The organism is Spirosoma areae, from assembly GCF_054781775.1.
In genome coordinates this window covers 17610-43337 of sequence record NZ_BAAGTT010000036.1, presented here as the reverse complement: position 1 = coordinate 43337, position 25728 = coordinate 17610, and the positions used below count along the sequence as shown (strand labels likewise).

Annotated in this window: 19 protein-coding genes; 9 read left to right on the top strand and 10 right to left on the bottom strand. The window is 52.3% G+C overall.

Annotated features, from left to right (window positions below):
• Nucleotides 1–548: 548 nt before the first annotated feature.
• Nucleotides 549–3161 (top strand): hypothetical protein, encoded by a 2613-nt coding sequence (locus tag ACYVI1_RS21060; RefSeq protein WP_460912770.1) that lies wholly within the window; start codon nt 549–551, stop codon nt 3159–3161.
• An 89-nt stretch (nt 3162–3250) separates the two neighbouring features.
• On the opposite strand, the gene ACYVI1_RS21055 is transcribed toward ACYVI1_RS21060, so the two are convergent.
• Nucleotides 3251–3373 (bottom strand): 30S ribosomal protein THX, encoded by a 123-nt coding sequence (locus ACYVI1_RS21055; protein WP_460912769.1) that lies wholly within the window; start codon nt 3371–3373, stop codon nt 3251–3253.
• A gap of 104 nt (nt 3374–3477) precedes the next feature.
• Entirely contained in the window at nt 3478–4602 is a 1125-nt protein-coding gene (dprA, locus tag ACYVI1_RS21050) for a DNA-processing protein DprA (protein ID WP_460912768.1), read from the bottom strand.
• A gap of 194 nt (nt 4603–4796) precedes the next feature.
• Here dprA and ACYVI1_RS21045 point away from each other — a divergent pair, with 194 nt between their 5' ends.
• Nucleotides 4797–6293 (top strand): PhoX family protein, encoded by a 1497-nt coding sequence (locus ACYVI1_RS21045; protein ID WP_460912767.1) that lies wholly within the window; start codon nt 4797–4799, stop codon nt 6291–6293.
• Nucleotides 6294–6377: 84 nt separating this feature from the next.
• A complete protein-coding gene (locus ACYVI1_RS21040) occupies nt 6378–8216 on the top strand; it encodes a cytochrome c peroxidase (protein ID WP_460912766.1) in 1839 nt (612 codons plus the stop codon).
• A 17-nt stretch (nt 8217–8233) separates the two neighbouring features.
• On the opposite strand, the gene ACYVI1_RS21035 is transcribed toward ACYVI1_RS21040, so the two are convergent.
• Nucleotides 8234–8656: an EamA family transporter gene (locus ACYVI1_RS21035; protein ID WP_460912765.1), complete on the bottom strand. Its 423-nt coding sequence runs from the start codon at nt 8654–8656 to the stop codon at nt 8234–8236.
• 17 nt (nt 8657–8673) lie between these two features.
• On the bottom strand, nt 8674–9027 hold the full coding sequence (locus tag ACYVI1_RS21030) for a MerR family transcriptional regulator (RefSeq protein WP_460912764.1): 354 nt from the start codon (nt 9025–9027) through the stop codon (nt 8674–8676).
• 115 nt (nt 9028–9142) lie between these two features.
• Between ACYVI1_RS21030 and alaS the strand changes: the two genes are divergently transcribed.
• Both alaS and murI read left to right on the top strand, forming a co-directional pair.
• Complete coding sequence (alaS, locus tag ACYVI1_RS21025) at nt 9143–11962, top strand: alanine--tRNA ligase (RefSeq protein WP_460912762.1); 2820 nt, start codon at nt 9143–9145, stop codon at nt 11960–11962.
• A gap of 93 nt (nt 11963–12055) precedes the next feature.
• Nucleotides 12056–12892, top strand: coding sequence for a glutamate racemase (murI, locus tag ACYVI1_RS21020; RefSeq protein ID WP_460912761.1), 837 nt, complete (start codon nt 12056–12058; stop codon nt 12890–12892).
• Between the two features lie 402 nt (nt 12893–13294).
• Here the strand turns inward: murI and ACYVI1_RS21015 are convergent, their stop codons facing one another.
• The 4 genes from ACYVI1_RS21015 to ACYVI1_RS21000 all read right to left on the bottom strand — a co-directional run bounded on the left by ACYVI1_RS21015 (nt 13295) and on the right by ACYVI1_RS21000 (nt 16770).
• Complete coding sequence (locus ACYVI1_RS21015) at nt 13295–13705, bottom strand: hypothetical protein (RefSeq protein WP_460912760.1); 411 nt, start codon at nt 13703–13705, stop codon at nt 13295–13297.
• A 238-nt stretch (nt 13706–13943) separates the two neighbouring features.
• Entirely contained in the window at nt 13944–14972 is a 1029-nt protein-coding gene (locus tag ACYVI1_RS21010; RefSeq protein WP_460912759.1) for an MlaD family protein, read from the bottom strand.
• Nucleotides 14973–15103: 131 nt separating this feature from the next.
• A complete protein-coding gene (locus ACYVI1_RS21005) occupies nt 15104–15862 on the bottom strand; it encodes an ABC transporter ATP-binding protein (protein WP_460912758.1) in 759 nt (252 codons plus the stop codon).
• Between the two features lie 92 nt (nt 15863–15954).
• Nucleotides 15955–16770 (bottom strand): MlaE family ABC transporter permease, encoded by an 816-nt coding sequence (locus ACYVI1_RS21000; protein ID WP_460912757.1) that lies wholly within the window; start codon nt 16768–16770, stop codon nt 15955–15957.
• A 506-nt stretch (nt 16771–17276) separates the two neighbouring features.
• Between ACYVI1_RS21000 and ACYVI1_RS20995 the strand changes: the two genes are divergently transcribed.
• From ACYVI1_RS20995 to ACYVI1_RS20980, 4 genes are all read left to right on the top strand, one after another.
• Nucleotides 17277–17606: a winged helix-turn-helix transcriptional regulator gene (locus tag ACYVI1_RS20995; protein WP_460912756.1), complete on the top strand. Its 330-nt coding sequence runs from the start codon at nt 17277–17279 to the stop codon at nt 17604–17606.
• A 36-nt stretch (nt 17607–17642) separates the two neighbouring features.
• Nucleotides 17643–18779 carry a fatty acid desaturase family protein gene (locus tag ACYVI1_RS20990; protein ID WP_460912755.1) on the top strand — a complete coding sequence of 379 codons (1137 nt, stop codon included), beginning with the start codon at nt 17643–17645 and terminating at the stop codon, nt 18777–18779.
• A 139-nt stretch (nt 18780–18918) separates the two neighbouring features.
• Nucleotides 18919–19821, top strand: coding sequence for an SAM-dependent methyltransferase (locus tag ACYVI1_RS20985; protein ID WP_460912754.1), 903 nt, complete (start codon nt 18919–18921; stop codon nt 19819–19821).
• Nucleotides 19822–19923: 102 nt separating this feature from the next.
• Nucleotides 19924–20802 carry a transglutaminase family protein gene (locus ACYVI1_RS20980; RefSeq protein WP_460912753.1) on the top strand — a complete coding sequence of 293 codons (879 nt, stop codon included), beginning with the start codon at nt 19924–19926 and terminating at the stop codon, nt 20800–20802.
• A 75-nt stretch (nt 20803–20877) separates the two neighbouring features.
• Here ACYVI1_RS20980 and ACYVI1_RS20975 read toward each other — a convergent pair whose 3' ends face one another.
• A complete protein-coding gene (locus ACYVI1_RS20975) occupies nt 20878–22563 on the bottom strand; it encodes a RagB/SusD family nutrient uptake outer membrane protein (RefSeq protein ID WP_460912752.1) in 1686 nt (561 codons plus the stop codon).
• A gap of 95 nt (nt 22564–22658) precedes the next feature.
• Nucleotides 22659–25709, bottom strand: coding sequence for a SusC/RagA family TonB-linked outer membrane protein (locus tag ACYVI1_RS20970; protein WP_460912751.1), 3051 nt, complete (start codon nt 25707–25709; stop codon nt 22659–22661).
• Nucleotides 25710–25728: the final 19 nt, after the last annotated feature.

The following is a 25728-nucleotide window of genomic DNA, read 5'->3' as shown; positions in this document are numbered from 1 at the left end:
GTTGAAATTTTAGACTAATAAGGAATTCTTCGGTTACTATTGATAGTAAAAAAAACCAGTTCATTTTGTAGTAGCCATTCGCTAAAGTAACCAATTATATATCGTAAGTTATAAGGGTAAAAACGGTCCTTTCTCTTTGCTAAAGCGATGATAAACAGCGGCTTGTATGTATCTATAAAGTTTAATGTATAGGCTATTGGCTATGTCTGCGCTTAAAAGAGGGGTTAACTTGGTAAAATACAAAATTGATTAAGCGGTACGTAATTTTACACAATTAGTAGAGGTATACTCCTTATCTGTACATGCTGCTCGATTAGATACAGGATTATAGGTTAATGTGTACTATGGAAAATGTTCAATTTATTCATTTATAAATCTTACTATACATAGCGTGCGATGCCGTTTTTCGGGTGCTATTCTGAGTCTTCTGAAACCCAATCAGGTTACCTGATTTTCCAGTTGGGCGGAGTTTCCAGGAACAATCACGTACCTGTTCTATCCGTTTTAGCACAAAGCCGTATCTTTGGGCTACGTTCCTGTTATTATTTATGAACCAACCAACCCTTTTTCAACCGCCCCGGCGGACCGGCCTGCGCCCGCACCTTATCGCCGTGCTGGGGCTGCTCGTGCTGGCTATTGTTTATTTTTCGCCCGTCATGTCAGGTAAAACGCTGTCAATGCACGATGTGCAGGAGTCGGCTGCAGCCGCTCGTGAGATTCGGGAACTTACGCAGCAAACCGGCGAAAAACCGGGCTGGACCGATGCCGTTTTTAGTGGTATGCCCGGCTATATGATCGACTTCAATTACCCGTATATCCTGGTCTACAAAGCTACGATGGCCGTAATCACCGCCCTCCCCAATACGGCCAGCATCGTTTTTGTCGTCATGTTGAGTATGTACATTTTGTTGGTCGTGCTGGGTTGTAATGCCTGGCTCTCGGCATTGGGCGCGGCTGCCTATGGTCTGGGAACATTCGGCATTGTGAGTCTCGAAGCTGGGCACGTCTCCAAATTGTTTGCGATGGGCTACGGGGCTGGCCTGCTGGCTGGTGTTATCCTGGCGCTGCGTGGGCGATACTGGCTGGGTGCGGCCCTGACGGGTTTCTTCCTGTGTATGGAGTTCGGCGCGAACCACATTCAGATCACGTACTACCTGTTCATGACCATTGGCCTGTATGTACTTATTGAGGGCATCGCGCTGGTACGGGCGGGCAAGGGCCGCCAGTTGGCCCTTGGTTTAGCGACGCTGGCGGTGGCCGGAACCCTGGCGGCTGGTAGTTTCGGGAAACGGCTGCTCATTCTCAACCAGTATACCAAAGAGACGATTCGGGGGAAGTCGGAACTGACGGCCAAAACCACGAACCCCGACGGGAAAATGCCCACCAGCGAATCGAAAGGGGGCCTGGATAAAGAATACGCGTTTTTATACAGTTATGGTAAGGCCGAAACGCTGACATTGCTCATCCCGAATGTGTATGGCGGTGGCTCAGGTGGGGGGCTGACGACCGATTCTGAATTCTATAAAGCCATGACGAGCCGGGGCATTGATCCGGGCGCGGCTAAGCAGATGGTCGAACTGGGCGCGCCAACCTACTGGGGCGACCAGCCAATATTAGGCGGACCGGCCTATGCTGGCGCGGCAATCCTGTTTCTGTTTGTAATGGGCATGTTTGTTATCCGGGGGGCGGTTCGCTGGTGGCTGCTGAGTGCGGCTGTACTGATGGTTATGCTGGCCTGGGGGAAAAACTTTTTCGCGTTTAATGAATTTCTGTTTGACTACCTGCCCTATCTAAACAAATTTCGGGCAATGACGATGGCTCTCTGTTTAGCGCAGTTGTTTCTGGCCGCCGGAGCCGCACTTGGTATTCAGACCATCGTTAGCGAGAAATTAACGTTTGCCCAGCTTCGGCAGCCGCTGCTGATCAGCCTGGGTTTAACGGCTGGCGTGGCGCTTGTGCTGGCCGTGTTGGGGGGAACGTTCTTCAGCTTCCAGAAACCGACCGATATCGACATCCTCTCCCGTTACTTCGGCGAAGCTGCCAAAGATTTTCAGACCGCCCTCATTGCCGACCGGCAAAGCATGATGCGAAGCGATGCCTTCCGGTCCGTGCTGCTGATCTTGCTGGCGGCAGGAGCTTTATGGCTGTTCATTACGGATAAAATCAAACCGGCGGTTTTCTATCCATTGCTGCTGGCGGTGGTTGTTTTTGATTTGTTCTCCGTGGATAAACGCTTTCTGAACAGTGCCGATTTCATCCCAAAAAGCCAGGCCAGTGTTCCGTTTGAGCCAACCCCTACCGACCAGCAGATTCTACAGGATAAGTCGTTGGGTTACCGGGTGTTCGACCAAACGAGTTCCTTCATGGAAACCAACCGGGCATCGTATTTCCACCGGTCCATTGGTGGCTACAATACCACTCGTTTGCGCCGGTACAATGAGCTGATAACCTATGCGTTCCAGCCCAACACACTGCCAATTCTGAACATGCTTCACGCGAAATATGTGATTCAGGCGGGGCAGCCGAACCCGGCTGATCCGCAGCAGGCCCCGGCGGGTCCGGTTGTGATTCCAAATCCAGACGTGTTGGGCGCGGCCTGGTTTGTGAGTACGGTGCAGCAGGTAGCTGATGCCGACGAAGAAATGGCGGTCATGAAAACCCTGAATCCCCGCGATTCAGCCGTGGTAGACAAGCGGTTTGCCGCCGAACTGGGCAATTTGCCTGCTACCCTGAATCATACCGGCAGCGCCATTCAGCTAACGAACTACCGTCCCGACAAACTAATCTACCAGACGAATGCCGTTCGGGACGGCCTGGTAGTTTTCTCCGAAGTGTATTACCGGGGTCATGAGGATTGGCAGGCATTCATCGATGGGAAACCCGCCCCCCATCTGCGGGCAAACTATGTGCTACGGGCCATGCGCGTACCGGCGGGTAAACACACGATTGAGTTTCGGTTTGACCCGCCTTTAGCCAAAACCGGCGATACCATCGACTTAATTTGCAATGGGTTACTGATTGGTCTCCTCGGCTTCGTTATTTTCCGCGAGGGCCGTAACCGGCGTTCAACGCCCACTCCCGCACCCGAACCAATTGTGCCACCGGAACCTCTGGAACCCGTGAAACCCGCATCAAAACAACCGAAAGCGAAGACGAGGTAAGGATGTTATTGGTTACTGGTTAGTAGCTACTGAGTAATCTGCCAATGACCAATAACTCAGTAATCAATAACTTAATACCCACCCACGCATTATGCTTTAGGTTTTTTCTCCGGGACTGGAACTGCTGGTTTACTGGCAGCTTGCGGTCGGGAGACGCCGTAGGACCCCATGGAGATTTTTCCTTTTCTGGTTTTTTTATCGCCTTTACCCATACCTGGTTTGGTTTAGCATTAGTTTATGTCAATAGTACTTAAAAAAGAGCGTATTTGTTTAGAGAGTGGTGGTGTCAAATCCTGAAACCTAACACCACTACTGCCTACACATACACCACTGCGTACTTTTTGCCCGGCAGCGAACGCACGAAGCCCCGAAACTCCAGATTGAGCAGGAGGGAAGCCAGCCGCCCCATTGGAATCTGACTTTTCCAGCTTAACTCATCAATATGCACGTCAGCCGTTTGGCGCAACAAGGCAATAAGTTGACTTTCTTCTTCCGTAATATCGACTGGAAGAGCGGGCAGGCCAGGCGGCTGCGGGCTTGTCCTGGTTTTTTGACCCTCGGGCTGATCCCAGTTCAGGGCTTCGATAATGTCTTTGGGGCTGGTGTAAATCTGCGCTTTATTTTCGCGGATAAGTTTGTTACAGCCCGCCGAAAAGGCCTGATTCAGTTGGCCCGGCACGGCAAATACCTCCCGATGATAATTGTTGGCATATTCGGCGGTAATTAACGCCCCTCCCTTCGCGGCTGCCTCAACCACCACCACCGCGTCGCTCAGCCCCGCAATGATGCGGTTGCGGGCCGGAAACAGGTGAGCATCGGGCTTGGTGCCCGGCTGGCTTTCGGTGAGCAGCCCGCCCAGCACGAGCATTTCCTGCGCCGTTTTCTGATGGATATTCGGGTAAATAATGTCTAAGCCGCTGGCCATGACCCCCAGCGTGGGCAGGCCATTGACCAGACTGGCCCGGTGGGCCGCAATGTCGATGCCATACGCCAGCCCACTGATAACACTGACATGGAAGGGCGCAATGGCTTCGATGATTTCGTTGGTGATGCGTCGGCCATAGTCCGTAGCCTGGCGCGTACCCACCAGCCCAAGGGTGCGCGGAGCGTTCAGGGTGCCCGTTCCCCGGAAATACAGGAGTGCCGGGGCATCATACAAACTTTTGAGTCGGGCCGGATAGGCGTTGTCTGTATAAAAAAGGGCCGTTGCGCCTAACTTCTCCAGGCGGCTGCCAATCGCTTCGGCTTCGGTCAGCACGCTGGATTTGAGAATAGCGCGGGCCGTCACATCGCCAATACCCGGAATTTTGACTAAGCGGGCCAACGGCGAGCGGAACACGTCGGAAGCCGAGCCACAATAGCTAATCAGTTGACGGATAAGGATACTGCCAACGCCGGGTACGAGCGTTAGCGCAATTTGATGGTGGGTTTCGGTAGACACAAACAGATCAATCAGAATTTGTAAACAGATTTGGCGGCTGGGTTGACGTCTGCAAGCTTACTGATTTATCACCGAACATGAAAATCCGGGCACTATTACCGTAGTACTATGACCTTAGTTTAATCATAGCATTTCGGTAATAGTACCGTCACATTCGGGTAAAGGGTAAGTGGTTCCTTTGTGAAACAGAATTTATGAACAAGCTGCTACCCATGTTTACCAACAAATTCCTACTGTCGTCAACGACCCTGCTAATCTTATTCGCCGTAGCAGGCTGTGGCGATCACCGCCTGCCTGATAGCCCGGCCATTTTTGTGCAAAATCGGTCTGTTACGCCCGTGCTGGCCAAATTGCTGCCGGGCGCTGCCGGTGGGCGACTCGCGGCCAGCGGTGTTAGTCTATATTCGCTCCTGAGCAGCGACGACCAGTTGGAACAGTCGCCCAACTATGTTTTTGGCGGCTCAGCCGATGGAGCAGGCATTTTGCAGAACGCCGATGGTAACTACACCATTCTGGTCAATAACGAAGACAACTTTGCCGTATCGCGCATCACGCTTGATAAGGCGTTCAAGCCGGTCAAAGGCGAATACGTGCTAAATTCCAGCGGGGGCACCTGGCGGTTATGCTCAGCCACCCTCGCTACGCCCACCGAGCATGGCTTCGGTCCTGTGTTTTTGACCTGTGGCGAAAGTGGTCAGGAATCGCGGACGCACGCGCTGAAGGTTGATGCCGACCCCCAGCAGGCCGGTATCTCGCGCGAAATGGCCGGACTGGGTCGCTGGAGTGCCGAAAACGCGCTGCCATTGCCAAAAACGGCTTACCCCGGCAAAACCATCGTCGTTATTGGCGACGATGATTCCGACGTAAACGGCGGGCAGTTAGCCATGTATCTGTCCAATACCGTTGGCGATCTGGACAATGGCTCGCTCTACATGCTGCGTCGGCCCGACGGAAACCAGCGGGAAATGGATATGATTCCGGGAACGAGCTATGACGTCGAATTTACCAAAATTGAGAACCACAAAACCCTGACGGGCGCGCAGATAAATGCCAAAGTGAACGAGTTGAAAGGCATCAAATTCGGTCGGGTCGAAGACGTCGATTACCGCAAAGGTGGCGGTGCGAATGGCCGCGAAGTATTTTTTGCCGTGACGGGCCAGAATAATACGGGTGTTAACGCCGATTATTCGCGCTCGAAATATGGCCGGATTTACCGCCTGGCAATGGACGCCAACGACCCAACAAAGGGTAAATTAGAGGTGATTCTGAATGGGGATGATCGCAGCGGGATTGCCAAAACATTTCAGGACCCGGATAACGTCTGCGTCACAACGAATTACATTTACATCATGGAGGACCCGAACGAATACGGCGACGAAAAACATGATGCCTACGTGTATCAGTACAGCCTCAACACGAAGCAGTTGACGCCCATTATTGAACTCGACCATCGCCGGACGGAAGCCGATGCTGCTAAATACAACGTTGGCGGTACATCCAAACCCGGCTCCTGGGAGAGCAGCGGCATGATTGACGTGTCGGACGTAACGGGTCGCCCAAACACGTTTATGCTGGGGATTCAGGCGCATACGTGGCGTGGCGACAAATACAAGGGGGTTGACGGGGGCTCGGTGCGTAAAGACGAGAATCAGGCCAGCCAGCTTATTCTGATTGAAGGGTTACCACGCTAAGCATGCACGCTAAAACGCCTGACCGGAGCCAGCCTTCCGGTCAGGCGTTTTGCATTAACTGAAGGGCTTTTAGGCCCTGGATAGATGGTTTCAGAACAAAATTCAGGGTTTACGAACCGGCCTGAACTGGCCGGTCCCGGTCCCTGGCGACTCATCCTGCTGGTGGCGGGACTGCTGTTTGTACTTGGCGTATATGGCTTTCTGACTGGCCCAAAACTAACCCCTGCCCAGACCGTGAAGCAGGCGTTTATGCACGACATCGACGACCTGGACAGCGCAGTGAGCCAGTTGCAGCGTGGCATTCGGGCGCGTCGGCCCGGGTGGGTTGTGCAGACGGCCTTTCGGCGGGCACGGCTGACCTACAAGCGGGTTGAATTTATTGCCGCCTATTATAGCCCCGAAACGACCCGCGCCCTCAATGGCCCCGCCCTTCCCGATGTCGATGACGACCTTCGGGTCAACCCGCCCGAAGGATTTCAGGTGTTGGAAGAGTACTTATTTCCAGCGGTCGATTGGGCCAATCAGCCCGAAATCATCCAGCATACCGCCGTGCTGCGGGCCAATGTGCATCGGCTGCGTAAAATCTCGGCCAGTAACGAACTGACCGACAGTCATGTGTTCGACGCCATGCGGCTCGAAGTGTTTCGGGTTGTCTCGCTTGGCATCACGGGCTTCGACTCGCCGGTGGCCCTTCACTCACTGCCCGAAGCCGCCAGCGCCCTCCGGCGAGTGCAGCAGCAACTGGCTCCTTATTCGGTGGAAAGCCGGGATGCGGCCCTGGCCAGGCGGCTCAACGAGACGTTCGGGCACGCCATCCACACCTTGCAGTCGGCCCGCCTTTTTGATGTCTTCGACCGGCTGGAATTCATTCGCCAGCAGGCCAATGTGTTGAGTCGTTTGCTGCTGGCTGCCCAGAACGTCCTCGTCATTCCGGTTTTTACCGAAAATCGGTTGCTGTCGCCTGCCGCCCGAACCCTGACGGATAAGGGCGTGTTCGACGCCAGTCAGTTTGTTAACCTTGATGAGCAACGTGCCACCCCTGGCCGCGCAGCCTTGGGGAAACGGCTGTTCGTCAATCCGATTCTATCGGGCAACGCGACCCGCACCTGTGCCACCTGTCATCAGCCTGGCAAGGCTTTTACAGACGGCGAAACAAGGAGTTTATCGCTGGGTATGGGTGGTCAGCGTACTGCCCGCAACGCCCCAACGCTGCTGAACGCAGCTTTTCAGGCGGTGCAGTTTGCTGACTCACGGGTGGCTTTTCTGGAAGATCAGGCCAGCGATGTGATTCAGAACCCGCAGGAAATGCATGGCTCACTGCCTGCCGCCGTGAAGGCATTACGACAGCAGCCCGAATACAGAACATTGTTTGCCCGGCATTACAAAGAAGGCATAACCGAACAGACACTCAAAAATGCCATCGCCAGTTACATCCGCTCGCTCACCACGCTTGACTCGCGGCTGGATAACTACTTTCGTGGGCAAACCAATGCCCTGACTGCCGAAGAGCGGTTTGGGTTTAACCTGTTTATGGGTAAAGGCAAGTGCGCCACCTGCCACTTTTTTCCGCTATTCAACGGCACGGTGCCTCCCGCTTACCAGGAAACGGAGAGCGAAGTGCTGGGTACACCCGCCACCGCTGCTGGTCGTTATATTGACCCCGACGTGGGTAAGTTTGTGCTCACCAAACGGGAACCTCATCGCTATGCGTTCAAAACACCCACGATTCGCAACGTCGCCAAAACCGCGCCCTACATGCACAATGGCGTGTATCGTACCTTAGAGGAAGTCGTTGATTTCTACAACAAAGGGGGCGGCAATGGCCTGGGGTTCAACCTGCCCAACCAAACCCTCCCTGGCAACAAGCTGAACCTGGCCGCAAGCGAGAAAAAGGCGCTGGTGGCGTTTATGAAGGCATTGTAGATAGGGTAATAATAAGCTTATTTCCAGATCATTACCAGCAAGCCCGCTACTATCAGCGTGAGACCAAGCAGGAGTTTAGGGGTTAGCGGTTCGTGTAGAAGCAGGTACGAGAAGAATACGGTAATAACGATGCTGCCTTTGTCGATCAGGGCAATTTCTGAGACAGGCCCAATCTTTACGGCTTTGTAATAAAAAATCCATGAGCCAGCCGTTGCCAAACCCGACAGCACCAGAAACAGGATGGCCCGGCTGGTGAGTTGCTTGGTTTCAGAAACTGAATGCCAGCTAAGAAACTGAATGATAACGGCCAGATATACGACGGTTGTGCGGATGGCTAACCCCAGGTCAGACGAAATAGCGGACAAACCGACTTTAGCCAGCACTGCCGTTAAACCGGCGAAGGCAGTCGAGAGAAGGGCGTAAACGAGGTAAGTTGGCATAGGAGCAAGGTATGGATTTATTCGTCCAACCCGGCCCGCATCTGCTCCAGAAATTTTTTTAGTTTAGTTAGTTTGCCAATATAGCGGGCGTTCTCGCGTCGGCGGGCATCGCGCTCTTTCAGAAATTCCCGTGCGCCGGGCAGGGTGTACTTCTGCCGGTCGATTAAATCCAGAATCTCGGTTAAATGGTCGATATCGGCCTGCGTGTAGACCCGGTCGCCGGACCGATTTTTCTTAGGCTGTAGGGTCGGAAATTCTTTTTCATAATACCGAAGTTTGGACGCGTTGATGCCAAATTTCTCCGCCACCTCCCTAATGCCGTAATACAGTTTCCCCGGGCTTTCCATCTGACAAACTTGCTGACCTTCCATCAAACCTGCAAGTTTTACTGTAATTTTGCAGTTCAATAATCGTTTCAGGCCCCAGGTTTCACGTTAACGCCTTTAGGAGCAGCGACCTGGAACCTGAAACTCGAAACATCTGCAAATGACTTCCCACGAAATACGTCGGCATTTTCTCGATTTCTTCCGCTCCAAACAACACCTGATTGTTGCTTCGGCTCCACTCGTTGCCAAAAACGACCCTACGCTGATGTTCAACAATTCGGGGATGGCGCAGTTTAAAGATTTTTTCCTCGGTAACGGTACGCCCCCGGCCAAACGGGTGGCCGATACGCAGAAATGCCTGCGCGTGTCGGGCAAGCACAACGACCTCGAAGACGTTGGTTTCGATACTTATCACCATACCATGTTCGAGATGCTGGGCAACTGGTCGTTCGGTGATTATTTCAAAAAAGAAGCCCTCGAATGGTCATGGGAACTGCTAACGGAGGTCTATAAACTGCCCAAAGAGCGCATTTACGTCTCGGTTTTCAAAGGCGATGAGCGCGACAACGTACCCTTCGACCAGGAATCGTGGGACCTGTGGAAACGTATCATTGGCGATGAGTCGCGGATTATTCTGGGCGACAAAAAAGACAATTTCTGGGAGATGGGCGACACAGGCCCGTGCGGCCCCTGTTCCGAAATCCACATCGACCTCCGTTCGGCGGAGGAAGTCGCCCAACAGCCCGGCAAGGAACTCGTGAACGCTGACCATCCGCAGGTTGTCGAAATCTGGAACAACGTGTTCATGCAGTTCAACCGCAAAGCCGCCCGCGACGGCGGACCGGGGCCGCTGGAGGAACTCCCCGCCCGGCACGTCGATACGGGCATGGGCTTCGAGCGGTTGTGCATGGCCATTCAGGGCAAGCAGTCGAACTACGACACCGACGTTTTTTCGGGCACAATTCGCGTCATCGAAGAACTGTCGGACAGGAAATATGAAGCGGGCAAGAGCATGAGCGATGTGGCGATGCGCGTCATTGCCGATCACATCCGGGCCGTCTCGTTTGCCATTGCCGACGGTTTGGTGCCCTCCAACGCAAAAGCGGGTTACGTTATCCGGCGAATTCTGCGCCGGGCCATTCGCTACGGCTATTCGTACCTGAACCTGACCGAGCCGTTCATGACCAAACTCGTACCCACGCTGGCCATGCAGTTTGCCGACGTGTTCCCCGAACTCAACGCCCAGCGCGATTTCGTAGCAACGGTCATTCGGGAGGAGGAAATCGCCTTTTTGCGGACGCTGGGAACGGGCTTGGGTCGTCTGGATCAGATCATCGGCCAATTAACAACCGACGGAAAAGGCACAATTCCCGGCGACACCGTTTTTGAATTAAACGACACCTTCGGCTTTCCTGCTGATTTAACAGCGTTAATCGCACGCGAGAAGGGCTTGGGCATTGATGAAGAAGGCTTTCAGAAGGCATTGCAGGCGCAGAAAGCCCGTTCGCGGAAAGATGCTACCGCATCGGCGGGCGACTGGATTGACCTGGCTGAACATGGCACAGGGTCGCGGTTTGTCGGTTATGACCAAACTGAAACAAAGACCAGTTTAATCAAATACCGTAAAGTTCAGAACAAACAGGGAACACAATTTCAGATTGTGCTGGCTGAAACGCCTTTCTATGCTGAATCGGGCGGACAGATTGGCGATACGGGTTCACTGATTTTATTGAAGAAAGGTAAGCCGCTGTATTGGCTGGATGTTGTCGATACAAAAAAGGAAAATGACCTGACGGTTCACATCGTTGACCCGAATGCAACATTTGGTTTAACTACCGTACCCTGGCAGGACGATGGCACACCCTGGCAGATATTTCCGCCCCGCGCCATTTTTACGACCTTAGCGGACGGAAACAGGATTGTTAGTTGGCCGGATGGAAATAAAGGCATCGGCAGCGACGAATTAGATGAGTACCTTAATTTAGCCGACAGTGTTCAGGCTGAGGTTGATGGTACCCGCCGGATGCTAATCAGCAGCAACCACTCGGCTACGCACCTGCTGCATTCGGCTCTGCGTGTGGTGCTGGGCAATCACGTAGGGCAAAAAGGTTCGTATGTGGGCCCTGATGCGCTGCGGTTCGACTTCTCCCATTTTAGTAAAGTTACCGACGAACAATTGGCTGAGGTTGAGCGGATTGTGAACGAGAAGATTCGGGAAGATATCAAACTCGATGAGAAGCGCAACGTGCCCATCGAGGAGGCCAAAGCCTTAGGCGCAACGGCCTTGTTCGGTGAGAAATACGGCGATTTCGTGCGCGTTATCACCTTCGATCCGAACTACTCGGTCGAGCTTTGCGGGGGCACGCACGTTCCGGCAACAGGCCATATCGGGCTGTTCAAATTCACGGGCGAAGGATCTGTTTCGACGGGTATTCGGCGCATAGAGGCCAAAACATCGGCGGGGGCCGAAGCGTTGGTGAATGAGCAAATGGCGGTGGTCAGCGAATTGAAAGAACTCCTGAAAGCACCGAAAGATGTAGTCAAAGCGGTGCAGACGTTACTGGACGAACGGAGTGCCTTGCAGAAGCAGGTCGAAGCGTTGCAAAACGAGAAAGTGCAGCAACTGAAAAACCAGCTTTTGGCTAAAATCGAAACCGTAAACGGACACTCCCGGCTGGTCGAGCGCGTCGATGTTCCCTCTGCCGATGCGCTCAAACAATTAGCTTATGACCTGAAGGCAAAAGTCGATAATCTGGCGGTCGTGCTTGGCGCCGATATTAACGGTAAACCACAATTGGCCGTCATGCTGCCCGACTCATTGATTCAGGGCAAGAACCTGAATGCTGGACAGGTTGTGAAAGAGTTAGCCAAAAACATTAAAGGCGGTGGGGGTGGACAACCCTTCTTTGCCACTGCAGGCGGCACTGATTCGTCGGGACTGGATGCGGCTCTGGCGCAGGGAAAAGAACTGCTGGGGTAAATCTTAACCAAAAAATTCGCCAAATAGTAAACCTGTAAGCCGGGCCGCCGGAGCGGTCTTTAAGACCTTACAGGTTTTTTGCATACTATGACTATGAATCAACCCATTGGCGTGTTCGATTCGGGCTACGGTGGCCTGACCGTGCTGAGCGAAATTGTCCGTAAACTTCCTCAGTACGACTACGTTTACCTCGGCGACAACGCCCGAACGCCCTACGGCCCCCGCTCCTTCGATACCGTTTATCAGTATACCCTCGAATGCGTTTGGCACCTCTTCGACCGGGGTTGCCGCTTAGTGGTGCTGGCCTGCAATACGGCGTCGGCCAAAGCCCTGCGAAATATTCAGCAACTCGACTTGCCCAAACTGGCTCCCGACGGGCGGGACCAGCCAGTCCGGGTTTTGGGCGTTATCCGGCCAACGACCGAAGTAATTGGTACGTATACCAAAACTGGGCATGTGGGCATTCTGGCCACGCGTGGAACGGTTACGTCGGAGTCGTATCTGGTCGAAATTAAGAAGTTTTTTCCGGAAGTGCGCGTCTTTCAGGAAGCCTGCCCGATGTGGGTGCCCTTAGTCGAAAATAACGAATATGCCAGCCCTGGAGCTAATTTCTTCGTGAAGCAGCACATCGACCGGCTGCTGGCTCAGTCGCCGGACATTGACACGCTGTTACTGGCTTGTACGCACTACCCGCTACTGCTCGACAAAATCCGGCAGTTTGCGCCCGCCCACGCGACGATTTTGAGTCAGGGCCGCATTGTGGCCGACAGCCTGGCCGATTATCTACAACGGCATCCCGAACTGGAAGCGCAGTGCAGCAGGCAGGGTCAGCGGGTATTTCTGACTACCGACTCCACCGACGATTTTGACCGGCAGGCAACCGTTTTCTATGGCGAGTCGGTTCGCTCGGAGAAAGTGAACTTATCGTAAGTAATTAGGCAAATTTAACGTGTACCCTTAGACAGCCCGGTTTGACCTCTACAGGGTCTTGTATTCTTGTCTCAGCTAATAAAAATTAACGGCAATAATAGGTACAGGTCTTTTTTCCATGGGTCAATGGAAAGCCCGACTCAAAGGCCGGGCTTGGTTATTGTTAACAGTTCTTCTCAATCCACGTAAGAAAGTATTCTTTGGTCTTTCCCATCGTTGAGAGATTAGTTTGAATATGTAGAAAGGGTATCTCCTTTTCTGCTCCCCTGAAAATGATTGATAAAACACAGTCAGGACACCTCCACTTGTCATGTGACGTGCCTTGTTTTGACTTAAACGTACAGCCGTGAGCTTTGAGGAATTTTATCCAACACTTCGTACTTATTGGCCTAAAATTACCCATTAAGCAACTGTTAGTACTTCCTCCTCAATTATTGTGTCTTGTGGCAAACTGAAATTTCTTAAAATGCCATCCTTATCTACATAAGACTTATTCTCAAAGTCTTTCGATTCGCGGCCTATGGCAGACCACCCTAACTTGCTGAGGTATTCGAGTACAGCAACGGGAGCAAGGTTGAGCATTTCCTGAAAAAAATCTGGCAACACCACATCAACCATCATATCCTTAGCCTCATCAAAGGAATTCCCATAGGAAGATAGCTTTAAGGCTGGGGCATAGTTAATGTGATACCCATTATCCATAAAGCTTAATATATGAATAGTGTGCGTGACTTGTTGTGTATTCCAATCAATATGAAGAAAATTGACCGGACTCTCTGGGTTGTCAACAATTTCTCGGGCTATGTAACTCATTTATATCTCAGGGCGAACATTTTAGTTTGTCAGTATATAACGCAACAAAGAAAGTGAAAGTTGCTCAATTCTAAAGGTGCGAAATAGGAAAAATGAGCCTGATTAAGCTAATCGGAGAATTAGTTGTCCTTATCCCTCATCTGTACAGGAACTCATGGCGTTCATCGGAAGCCGATCAGAGCGATGAACGTACTATGAAGCGATTACAACCGCTCCGACGGCCCGGTCAAACAGCTTCTCAGGGTTGCGCCGGGGCGGCTGTGCTGTCGGCTTTGCGCTTCGCGTCTTCCTTCGCCTGCTTCTTGAAATAGCCACGCAGCAGAATGTTGTTCTGAGCGGCCTTTAAATCCTCGTTTAGCAAGGCCGTGCCCCGATTGAGGTTGCGGAGGGTTGTGCGGAGATTGTTGGCCGTTTCCTGGTCGGTAAGCAACACGCCCAGTGGACTATTGGTGTTGTTGAGTTTCTCGGAGGCCCGATTAATATTTACCGTCGTTTCGTTCAGGTTGCCAACCGCTTTGTTGGCTGAACCAGCCGCGCCCTCGAGTTGCGTAGCCGAACGACTGAGCCGCCGGAACACCGTTGTGTCAGTCACTAACTCGTTGGCCAGCGTTCCTTTGGTGTTTAGTTTGGCCGCAAACTGCGATACTGAGCCGGTTACGTTGACCGTGTTTTGCGAAGCTCGTTCCAGGTTCCGCATGGCTCGCTTAAAATTTTCGGCCACCATTGAGTCCGTCAACACCGCGCCAACCGTTCCTTTTCCTTTTCGAAGGTTGCCAACCAATTCCTTAAAATCGTTCGTTACACGCAGCAGGTTGTTGTTGTTTTCCTGGAGCGTTGCCATAATCTGGTCAGAACTCAGGGCCTCCGACGTTTTAATCCGGTCGCCCTCTTCCACTTCGGGATGGCTCGTCGTGCCACCGGCAATCACAACGATTTTGTTGCCAATCAGCCCATCGGAACCGATGCTGGCGCTGGCATCTTTCCGAATATACTGCTGAGAACTTTGCTCGATGTCCATATCGACTTCCACCTGCGCGTTGCCAGCGAAACTAATTCGCTTGACGGTTCCGATTTTGACGCCCGAAAACCAGACGTTGTTCCCTGCTTTCAGGCCTCCTACATCTTTAAAAACCGCCATAATCCGAATGCTTTTTGTAAAGCGTTTTTGCTGGCCGCCCAGCACAAATACACCGGCAATCAGGATGGCTAAGCCAGCCAGAACAAATATGCCGACAATTACGGAGCGTTTGGTTGATTCTATTGCCATTTTCTGTTGTTAGTCTTTAGTCGTTGGTCGATAGTCAGTCGGTATGCGGTCAGTCGTTACGGGCAAACCTTTGGCGACTAATGACCGTACGGGCGGCCCCGTATTGACTAACGACTGACGGCTTATTCTGTTCAAGTCACAAAATTGTAATTATAAAACTGCTGCACCCGTTCGTCGGGGTCGGTAAAGACTTCCTCAAAGGTGCCTGTGCGTTCAAATTTTCCGTCTAACAACATCGCTACGCGGTCGCCGGTGGCTTTGGCGCAGGTCAGGTCGTGGGTGATGATGATTGAAGTTGCCCCCAGCCGCTCGCGCACATCGTTGATCAACTTGTTGATTTCGATGCAGGTGATGGGGTCCAGCCCGGCAGTGGGTTCGTCATACAGCATAATGTCGGGCTTCAGAATCAGGGTCCGGGCAATGCCCACCCGTTTTCGTTGTCCACCCGACAACTCCGACGGCATCTGGTTAATCGTTTGGGAGAGGCCAACGTCGCTCAGGGCTTCTTCGACGGCTTTATCGATATCGGCCCGGCTGAGGTTTCTGACATTCCGCACGAGTGGAAACTCCAGGTTTTCGCGGATGCTCATGCTATCGTAGAGGGCGCTGCTTTGGAAGGAAAACCCCACTTTCTGCCGAAACTCGTCTAATTCCTTGCCCCGTAACTGCTCCACATCCTGCCCCAGCACAACGATGCTTCCGGCATCGGGTTTGAGCAAACCGACTATAATTTTAATCAAAACAGACTTGCCTGTACCGGAACGCCCCAGCACAACCACATTTTCGCCCTGATAGACGTCTAAATCAACGCCCCGCAGCACATGCAGGTTTCCGAAGGACTTCTTCAGCCCCCGAATGCGAATGACCGGATCGGTATTGGATGATGTCATAATTTAAAGAGCGAAAGAATGAAAGAGCGAAAGAGTGAATATTTTCTGCGCCAGCTATTCACTCATTCGCTCTTTCACTCATTCGCAATTGTTTACCCTCCCCGGATTGCGCTGACAATCTGAAGGGAGAGAAGTTCTTCGATGAACACTAAAAACATGGAGGTAACAACGGCTGAATTAGCCGCTTTGCCAACGCCTTCGGTGCCTTTGGATGAATGATATCCTTTGTAACAGCCAACCATACCAATGGTGAAACCAAACACGATTGACTTTAGTACGGACGCAAAAATATCTAAATAGGTAATTGCCCCAAAAACCTCCTGAATGTAGGACGCAAAGCTGGTCTGTTCGTTCTGGCTGACATTAATGTAGGCACCAATCAGGGCAACAAAGATGGTGTACATGGTTAGTAGCGGAATAGTTATCGAGGTGGCGATTACGCGGCTGACAACCAGGAACTTAAATGGATCGGTGCCCGATACTTCCATGGCGTCGATCTGCTCCGTCACGTTCATTGAGCCTAACTCGGCCCCAATACTTGACCCTACTTTACCGGCCGCGATCAGGGCTGTCACGAGTGGCCCCAGCGCCCGAACAATGGCAATGGCAATCAGCGAGGGCAGCCACGACGTTGCCCCAAACTCCGACAGTGACGGACGCGACTGGTTGGTGAAAACAATTCCTGTGATAAATCCCGTTGTTGAAATCAACAGCAGCGACCGGTAGCCTACTTCGTAACATTGCCGGATAATTTCTTTAAATTCATAAGGCGGCAGCAGCGCTTCCCGAAAAAAACGGCCAACAAAAGACGCGACATCGGCCAGGTTTAAAAAAAGCTTGTCAAATCGCCGGGTCGTAACGGGGCGAACAGGCGCAGAGTCAGTGGTTTTAGTGGCGTCAGACTGCATTCAAACGATGGATGGGGGACGGCCAATCGGGAACAAACCCGGCGGCTGACTACTATAACTGATTTGGCTACTTATGGGTTTAATTTAGTTAAAAGTTGCCGGTTTGCGGCTAATTTTTGATGAGAAAACCAGCGAGTATACGCATATTACGGCGAAATTTACGGCAATCCGAACGTAGCTTTGCTGCGTATAATTAGTTTAGTCCACTAAATTCACCCCGGACAACAGACCAACGAGCCGTTTTTTCGCTCGGGTACTGCCTAAACGAGGTGACCTTTTTGGGTATACGGAATTGCTTTTCTTTTCGTTATTTACGTACTTTGGCAACTTACCAGTAAGTAATTGAGTTACCCAGTGTATAGTGGCTTTTGCTGCCTGATCGTATTACTCATGTCTAACAATGTGCGTCCGTTCAGCCGTACCCTTTGGGTGCGGGATTGGTGTGTCTTCTGGTTATAATCGCGCAGGCGGTCATTTTCATTCGGTTTGAAAATTAGTAAGCGCATATGACAAGTGACCGAAGTAAAGTGCCCAGTGAGCCAGACTTAGTGCTGATTACTAAAGCGTTAGAAGTAGTTAGTGGAAAGTGGCGGTTATACATCATTCTGCTTCTGGGCGAGCAAACGCTTCGGTACAGTAAACTCAGTGAACTGCTCCCCGGCGTGAGCGAAAAGGTTCTCGCCGGCGAATTGAAAGCCTTAGTGGCGTTGGGTATCATGCGCCGAAAAGCGTATGCCGAAATTCCACCACGGGTTGAGTATACGTTAACCAAACAAGGTCTTCTGGCCTTACCTATGCTGAGGCAAATTCAGGAGATCGGACAGATTTTAAATTAATCGTATTGATGTTCATCATCGTAATTTATTGTATTGATGCTAAACCAGGTAAAATTTAAGGATGCAGGTCGTTCACAGTTTTTAATTACGGTTCGCAGGCGAGTTGATGCCTATTTCACGGACAACGCTCTTTCGCCCCATGCCAATGGCGCCATGTGGGCCAAAGCCGGGTTCTTTCTGGTGGGATACGTGGTGCTTTACGGACTCATTTTATCGAATCAGTTCGGGTTAGGGGCAATGCTGGGTATGTCTATCGTGCTCGGTATGTTTGCCGCCTTTATTGGTTTCAACGTTTCTCACGATGCCCTGCATGGCGCCTTTTCCGCTCATGCCTGGGTGAATCGGCTCCTGGGGGGCAGCTTCTATATCCTGGGGGCCAATCCCTACATCTGGAAAATTACCCACAATATTGTTCACCATACCTACACCAATATTCCGGGCCACGACGAAGACATTGAACTCGCTCCCGGTCTGGTACGGTTAGACCCGCAGGATGAACTCCACCCGTGGCATCGCTATCAGCAATGGTACACGTTTCCGTTGTATGCGCTGGCGTCGCTTTCCTGGGTATTTCGGAAGGACTACGTAAAATTCTTTAAGCAGCAGATCGGCCAAACCGACACGTCCTCACACCCCCGGCGCGAGTGCATCAAACTGTTCGCTTCGAAAGGGCTTTATTACGTTTTCTTTCTGGTTGTTCCTTATCTGGTGCTTGATATAACCTGGTGGCAACTGGCCATTGGTTTCGTTCTGATGCATCTGGCCGAAGGGCTGGTGTTAGGGCTTGTGTTTCAGTTGGCCCACGCCGTCGAAGGAACCACCTTTCCACTGCCTAATGAGAAAGGCGACATACACAATGCCTGGGCTATTCACCAGATGCACACGACGGCGAACTTTGCTCCCCAAAGCGCACTGGCGGCCTTTTTGTGTGGCGGTTTAAATCGGCAAATCGAACACCATCTGTTTCCCCGGGTTTGTCATATTCATTACCCGGCCATTACGGCCATCGTCAGCAGCACTGCCCACGAATTTGGGTTGCCTTATCTGGAGAATCATAGTTTTTGGTCAGCGCTCTATTCGCATTTCCGCCTGCTGGAGAAACTGGGTAAAACGGCCCCGATTAATCCCCCGATGCCCGTTCAGGTAGCTGAAAATCAAGAATATAGTTATTAGGTTCTTACGTCATAGGTTATTGAGTAGCCAACCGGCCTACTCAATAACCTATGACCGTATTACCGCTCCGGTGGCCCGGTCAATGCCTTAACGTGTGCATCGTCAATCTATAACCCCCTTTATTAGTCTTTTTTAACCTATGGCATCACAACAAGACCTCGATTTCACCTACACCACCATTGATAAAATTTTTCGCCTGAGCGTGGGCGAAACCGGCGACTACAGCGGAGCCATGTATAATGGCGACTTTTCGCTCACCCTCGAACAGGCTCAGGAGCAAAAACATGCCTTCATTGCCGACAGCTTACGAATAGGTAAGGGGTCGAAAGTGCTCGACATGGGCTGCGGCTGGGGGCCATTTCTCACCTACATTAAAAAGCGTGGGGCCATTGCCCGTGGCGTAACCCTCTCGCGGGGACAGGCCGAAGCCTGCCGGGCCAATGGCTTAACAGTCGAAGTTAAAGATTGCCGTACCATCACCCCTGCTGATTACGGCACCTTCGATGCCATTAGCTGCATTGGTGGCATGGAGCATTTCTGCTCGATTGAACAGTACAAGGCGGGCCAGCAGGATCAGGTGTACGCCGATTTTTTTAAAAAACTCTATGATCTACTGCCCGTTGGTGGCCGGTTTTACATGCAGACGATGGTCTTCGGGAAAAACATGATTCCACTGGAAGAAATCAGTGTGAATGCCCCAAAGGATTCAGATTCGTATTCACTGGCCCTTATGATCGCCCAGTTTCCGGGTTCGTGGCTTCCGTATGGGCCGGAGCAGGTGATTCGTAACGCCCAGCCTAATTTTAAACTTATTTCGCAAAGCAGCGGCCGGCTGGATTATATCGAAACCATTGGCCAGTGGCGGAAGCGATTTCGGGCGTTTAACTTAGAGAAATATGCGCTCTATGCGTCGCTGTTGCCCAAACTGCTGACCAATAAGGCGTTCCAGGACCTCATTGCCGTATTCAGAGTCAGTCCCAACCGGGTCTGTTTCCAGCGCGAGACGATGGAACACTACCGGTTGGTATTTGAAAAAGTGTAATGTTTTTTGGTTTATCGTTGGCTGACGCACGAGTGTTGCTGAAGCCGGTCCGTTGTTACGATCAGCCAACGATAAACCAAAAACTACCTTAACCCATTCTATATGTCCACCCGCGTCGCTATTCATCACCATACTCAATACGACTACGACCGGATGGTTTATCTGACGCCCCACCTGATCCGGCTTAAACCGGCGGCCCACTGCCGGGCGTTGATTGAATCGTATTCGCTGACTGTTGAACCAGCCAGTCACCTCATCCACTGGCAACAGGACCCCTTCGGTAATTTTGTTGCGCGGGTCGATTTTTCGGGACCTATGCAGCGGATGACCATCGACGTCGCCATTACGGCGACACTGGAACCCATAAACCCATTCGATTTTTTTCTGGATGAGTATGCCCTGTCGTTTCCGTTTCAATATGATGCCCAGCTAACAAAAGACCTCGCCCTCTACTTAGAAGTTACGGAACAAGGGCCTCGCCTGTCGCAATTGATCCAACAGATAGATAGGACAAAACGGGATACCGTCGACTTTCTAATCCGGCTTAATCAACAGATTTTTCAGCGTATTGCCTACACCACCCGGTTGGAACCCGGCATCCAAACGCCAGAAGAAACGGTCGAACTGGCCATCGGCTCGTGTCGTGATTCGGGCTGGCTTCTGGTGCAGATTCTGCGACATGTAGGCCTGGCCGCCCGTTTCGTTTCCGGTTATCTGGCACAGGTAGCTCCCAACGAACAGGAGTTGATGAACTCCGCTGATCCTATCCAGAATTCGCTGGCCTTACATGCCTGGGCAGAGGTGTACATTCCCGGCGCCGGGTGGATTGGCCTGGACCCTACGTCGGGAATGCTGGCTACCGAAGGCCATATTCCCTTAGCCTGCACCCCCGATCCATCCGGTGCCGCCCCCCTGACGGGCACTGCCGGTGTCAGTGAAACGACCTTTACGTATGCAAATACGCTGGTTCGGTTGAGTTAGGGGGTTTAGTGGTTGTTCGTTATGGCAAAAAATGTACACCCCACCGGGTTTTAACCCGGTGGGGTGTAATGTCAATCAATACCCGTCATTCTGTTTCAGGTAGCCGGGTAGGTTAGAAGCCCCGTCGATGGCCGTTTGGGGAAGCGGGAAAATGCGTTTTAGCTTATCGCTGTTGGTCTTCTCTGTCCATGTACCCTCATACTTACCAAACCGAATCATGTCGGTACGGCGAAGCATCTCCCAGTAGAATTCAAAGCCGCGCTCCCGGAACAGGAGGTCTAAACTCATGTCGGTCAGCGCCGGGGGAGGGGCCGTAACCGTTCGGGCAGCCCTAACCGTATTGACATCGGCTAAGGCACTGGCCACATCACCACCCTTGCGGAGTTTGGCTTCGGCCCGCATCATGTACACGTCAGCTAACCGAATGATGACAATATCCGCTTCACCGAAATTCCGGCCACTGGCCGATTTTTTACTGAACTCGTATTTCTCCACCCGGTAGCCCGTATTGTAGTTGCTGCCCGCCACGGTGTAATCGATTTGCTCGGTGAAATCAACGGCAAGTGTGGGTTTGTTGCGGGTATCGTGAAAAAGTTTGCCTACTTTGAATTTGCCATCGGCGCACTTTAAAAACACCCCATTCCGCCGAATCAGGCCGTATTGCTGCCCGCGCAGAATACCCCGGTTAATGTTGAAACTGGCTTCGGCTACGCACGAATCTGCTGGGTTGGAATAAATCGACAGGTTTTGTTTGTAGAAGCGTGGGTCTACCGTCGGGTCTTTGGGCGCATACGCATTGACCCAGGTCCGGTAGTAATCGGGCGTGATACCAGGCCCGTCGGTACCGTTGGCCGCCGGGTAGGCGGGTATCGGAAACTGATCGCCGGATAACGAAAAGTAGGCCATCCGGTTATGCCCGTTCAGGTCTGCCCGCTGATCGACCGCAAAAATCAACTCTTTGTTGTCGTGATTATCCGAGTTGAACAGGGCAAAGTAATCTTTCGACAGTTGGTACTGGCCCGAGTTAATGATCTTGTCGCTGTACTCCACCACCTTATCCATATCCTCGGGCCTGAAGGTAAATTGAGCCGCATACCGGTCGCGGTAAACAGCCGCATTCAGGTACAGGCGGGCCAGCAGCCCCCAAACCGCCCCTTTGGTGAGCCGGCCGGGGCCAACCGTTGTTTCCAGACTGGGTTCTACCGCGAGCAACTCACTTTTAATGTAGTCAATGGCCTGATCACCCCGCAGAATAGTTGATGTTGCGCCCAGATCGTCCTTCACAAACACCAGACCGAACAGATCCAGCGTGAGCAGGGCATAATAGGCACGCATGCCCCTCGCTTCGGCCAGGTAGGTTTTGGTAACCGGGTCGTTCAGCGTTGGCAGGGTGTTGATGGCCGTAATCGACCGCGACACGCCCTGTAGGATAAAATTCCAGGTACTCCTGATGTTCGGATCGGTGCTGGTTGTGGTATGCTGGTGCAGGGCCAGATAGATTCCGTTATCGCCCCAGTCGGTGCCACCCCGATAGGGCAGAATGGCCTCGTCGGTAGAAATCTCCTGCATGGCAAAGTAATTGGTATGCAGGAAAATATCCGGCAGTCGGGCATAGACGGGCGCCATGATGCCGTCGGCGGCCTGCCGGTCAGACAGACCCGCAACGGAGGCTTCATCCAGCACATTTTCGGTCAGGTCGGTGCAACCCTGTATGACGATCAGGCTAACCAGCGTCAGCATGGAAATGAGTTTCTTGAGCATGGTTTCTGTTTTTATTACCCCCAACCCCCTGAAGGGGGCTTAGGTTGAGAATAGTCAAGCAAAGCCCCCTTCAGGGGGTTGGGGGTAGTTTATGATTAAAACGTGAGGTTCAGGCCAAAAACAAACGTTCTGGCTTTGGGATAGCTAAGGTAGTCGATACCGTAGGACGAAACGCCGTTGATGGTTCGGTCGGTGTTCACTTCGGGGTCGAAGCCGTCGTAGTTGGTAATGACAAACAGATTCTGACCCGTAACCGATAGCCTGATGCCCGAAATCCACCGGTTGATCCCAATCGTTTTGGGGTTGAGATTATAGCCTAACGCGACGTTATTCAGCCGGAAAAAGGAGCCATCTTTAAGGTACCGGGTCGAAACGGGCGCCGAATTGTTGATGGATTCGCTGGCCGATTGAATGGCTTCGGCACTGGTATTCAACCCTTTAGACAATCGAAGCTTATAGAAATTCGAGTTAGCTGTATTGTCATACAGTTTGTTGCCCGATACGCCGTTGAAATTGACCGCCAGATCGAAGCCTTTGTAGGCAATGTTGCTGTTGATATTGAATTGCCTGGTGGGGAGCGCGCTGCCAGCCGCTACCCGGTCTTTGTCCGTCACTATCCCGTCGCCGTCGGCATCCCGAAACGTACTGATGCCCTTGTCGTCGAACCCGGTGAATTCCTTGAGAAAGAAGGTGCCGATGGGCTGCCCGTTGAGGTAGCCGTTGATGGTCGCCGACGTTAGCCCGGAACCGGAGGCCGAGCCGGACGGAATCACGGTATAGGGCGAGTTGTTCACCACATTATTGATGAACGTGATATTTCCCCCAATGTCGAACCGAAAGCCGCTCAGACTTGCGTAGCGGTAGTTCAAATCCAGTTCGACGCCCTGGTTGGTGATGGTCATGTCGGGTACGTTGGTCCAGAACGTACCCGCCGGTTGAACGGGGTCAGCCGGGATAACCTCCAGCAGGATGTTGTTGGAGACCTTCCGAAAATAGTCTACCGATCCCGACAGCGCACCCTTGAACAACCCAAAATCCAGACCGACATCCGTTTGGGCCGATACTTCCCATTGAATATCCGGGTTGGCTAAGCGGGAATACGACGTACCCGCCGGATAGGTTCCGGTTGGCGCCAGAGGGTAACTCGTTGCTGCTGATACCTGGGAGGTAAATAATGCCTGGGTAATTTTCGACGGAATCTCCTGATTACCAGTCAGGCCCCAGCCCGCCCGAAGTTTCAGGTCGGAGAAGGGCCCCGATTTCAGGAACGATTCTTCCGAAAGCCGCCAGCCCACCGATACCGACGGGAAAACCCCGTATTTGTTATTCGACCCGAATTTAGACGAGCCATCGGCCCGCACAGTAGCCGTCGCTAAGTACTTGTCCCGGTATTGATAGTTGACCCGCGAGAAAAACGACTGCAATTCATTTTCCAGCGCATAGCCGCCGGGCTTGTTATTCGCCAGCGTAAGGTCCTGACCCAAACCAGGGTTATAAATCGGCTCGATGGGTGAAATGGGGAATTTATTGATGCTGGACCGGCGTTCCTGCACAAAAATTTTCTGGTAGGAATGCCCCAGCAAGGCCGTCAGGTTATGGTCCGTCCGGGCTAACGTATAGGTGAAATAGTTTTCAACCAGCAGGTTCCGGTTCGTGGTATAAATGCTTTCGAGCCGGCCATCCTGAAACGGAATTACATTGGGCCGCGATTGTAAATCCCGCACCGAACTGGCGTTGTCGACGCCGAGATTGAGCTTATACACTAAGTCTTTGGTAAGCTTGAACGACGGGGAAATGTTGCCGACTACCCGGTTGATGGTTGTCAGGTCTTTTTCCAGGCCCAGCGTAATAAGTGGATTGGTCCCCGCCTGGTATTTAAACGGATTTCCATCGGCGTCGTAGGCGGGCAGCGTTGGGTTGGCTACGATAGCGCCACCCAGTATGCTTTCAGTAGGCGGGCGCTGATTAAAGGTGTAACTGGCCGTCAGGTTGACATCCACATTGAGCCGGTCTTCGAGCAATTTCTGCGATACGTTGATGCGCCCCGTGTACCGGTTCATGCGGCTATTTTTGATGATACCTTCCTGATTCTGAACGCCCAGCGACGCATAATAGGTTAGTTTGTCGGAGCCACCCCCAAACGCCAGATTGTGATTCCAGGTCTTAGCGGTCCGGGTTACTTCTTTCTGCCAGTCAGTTGACCCTTTGAAATCTTCCAGCACACCACCCACCGCCGGAACCTGACGCCGGTAGTCGTCCGCCGAAAACACCGACAGAGGCCGCGCCAGATTGGAGATGCCGAAATTAGACGAAACGCTAAACGTTGATACCCCCGCTTTTCCTTTTTTGGTGGTAATCAGCACGACGCCATTCGCTCCGCGCGAGCCGTAAATTGCCGTGGCCGATGCGTCTTTCAGGACGTCGATAGCCTCGATGTCCTGCGGGTTCAGAAAGTTCAGCGGATTGGTAGCACCGCCCGTGCTGGAATTATCTAAGGCAATGCCGTCCAGCACAAACAGGGGCGTGCTTCCCGTCCGAACGCCACCCGGGCCCCGAATTGTAATATTCTGAGCACCACCGGGTTCCCCGCTTGCCGACGTAACATTGACTCCGGCAACCTTACCCTGCAAAAGCTGTTCGGGTGAGTTGATGATACCCCGATTGAACTCCGTGCTTTTGATCGACTTCACTGAGCCGGTCATATCTTTTTTAGACGCGCTGCCATACCCGATGACCACCACTTGAGCGAGCTCGGAGGCCGACGCCTTGAGCGCCACATTAATTGTACTTTTGCTGCCTACCGGAATTTCCTCAGAAACAAAGCCAATAAAACCAAACACCAGAACAGCATTGCCATCCGGCACCACAATGCGGTAGCTGCCGTTGGCATCCGTAGTGGTTCCTTTCTGCGTGCCTTTCAACACGACGCTGCATCCGGCGAGGGCTTCATTTGTGGTAGCATCTGTAACCCGTCCGCTGACGGTACTCTCCGCCAATGGGTTTTCGCCACGGAAGTAAGCCGTTTCCGGCGTAGCGAGCGATGAGGTTTTCCCGGAAGCGAACAGAGAGGTGACAGCCAGCAATAAGCAGACTGCTGCGCTCCATCGACGGAGAAATGGAGGTGGAGAAGAGTAAAATAGCCGCATATTTTTAGGATTGAGTTAA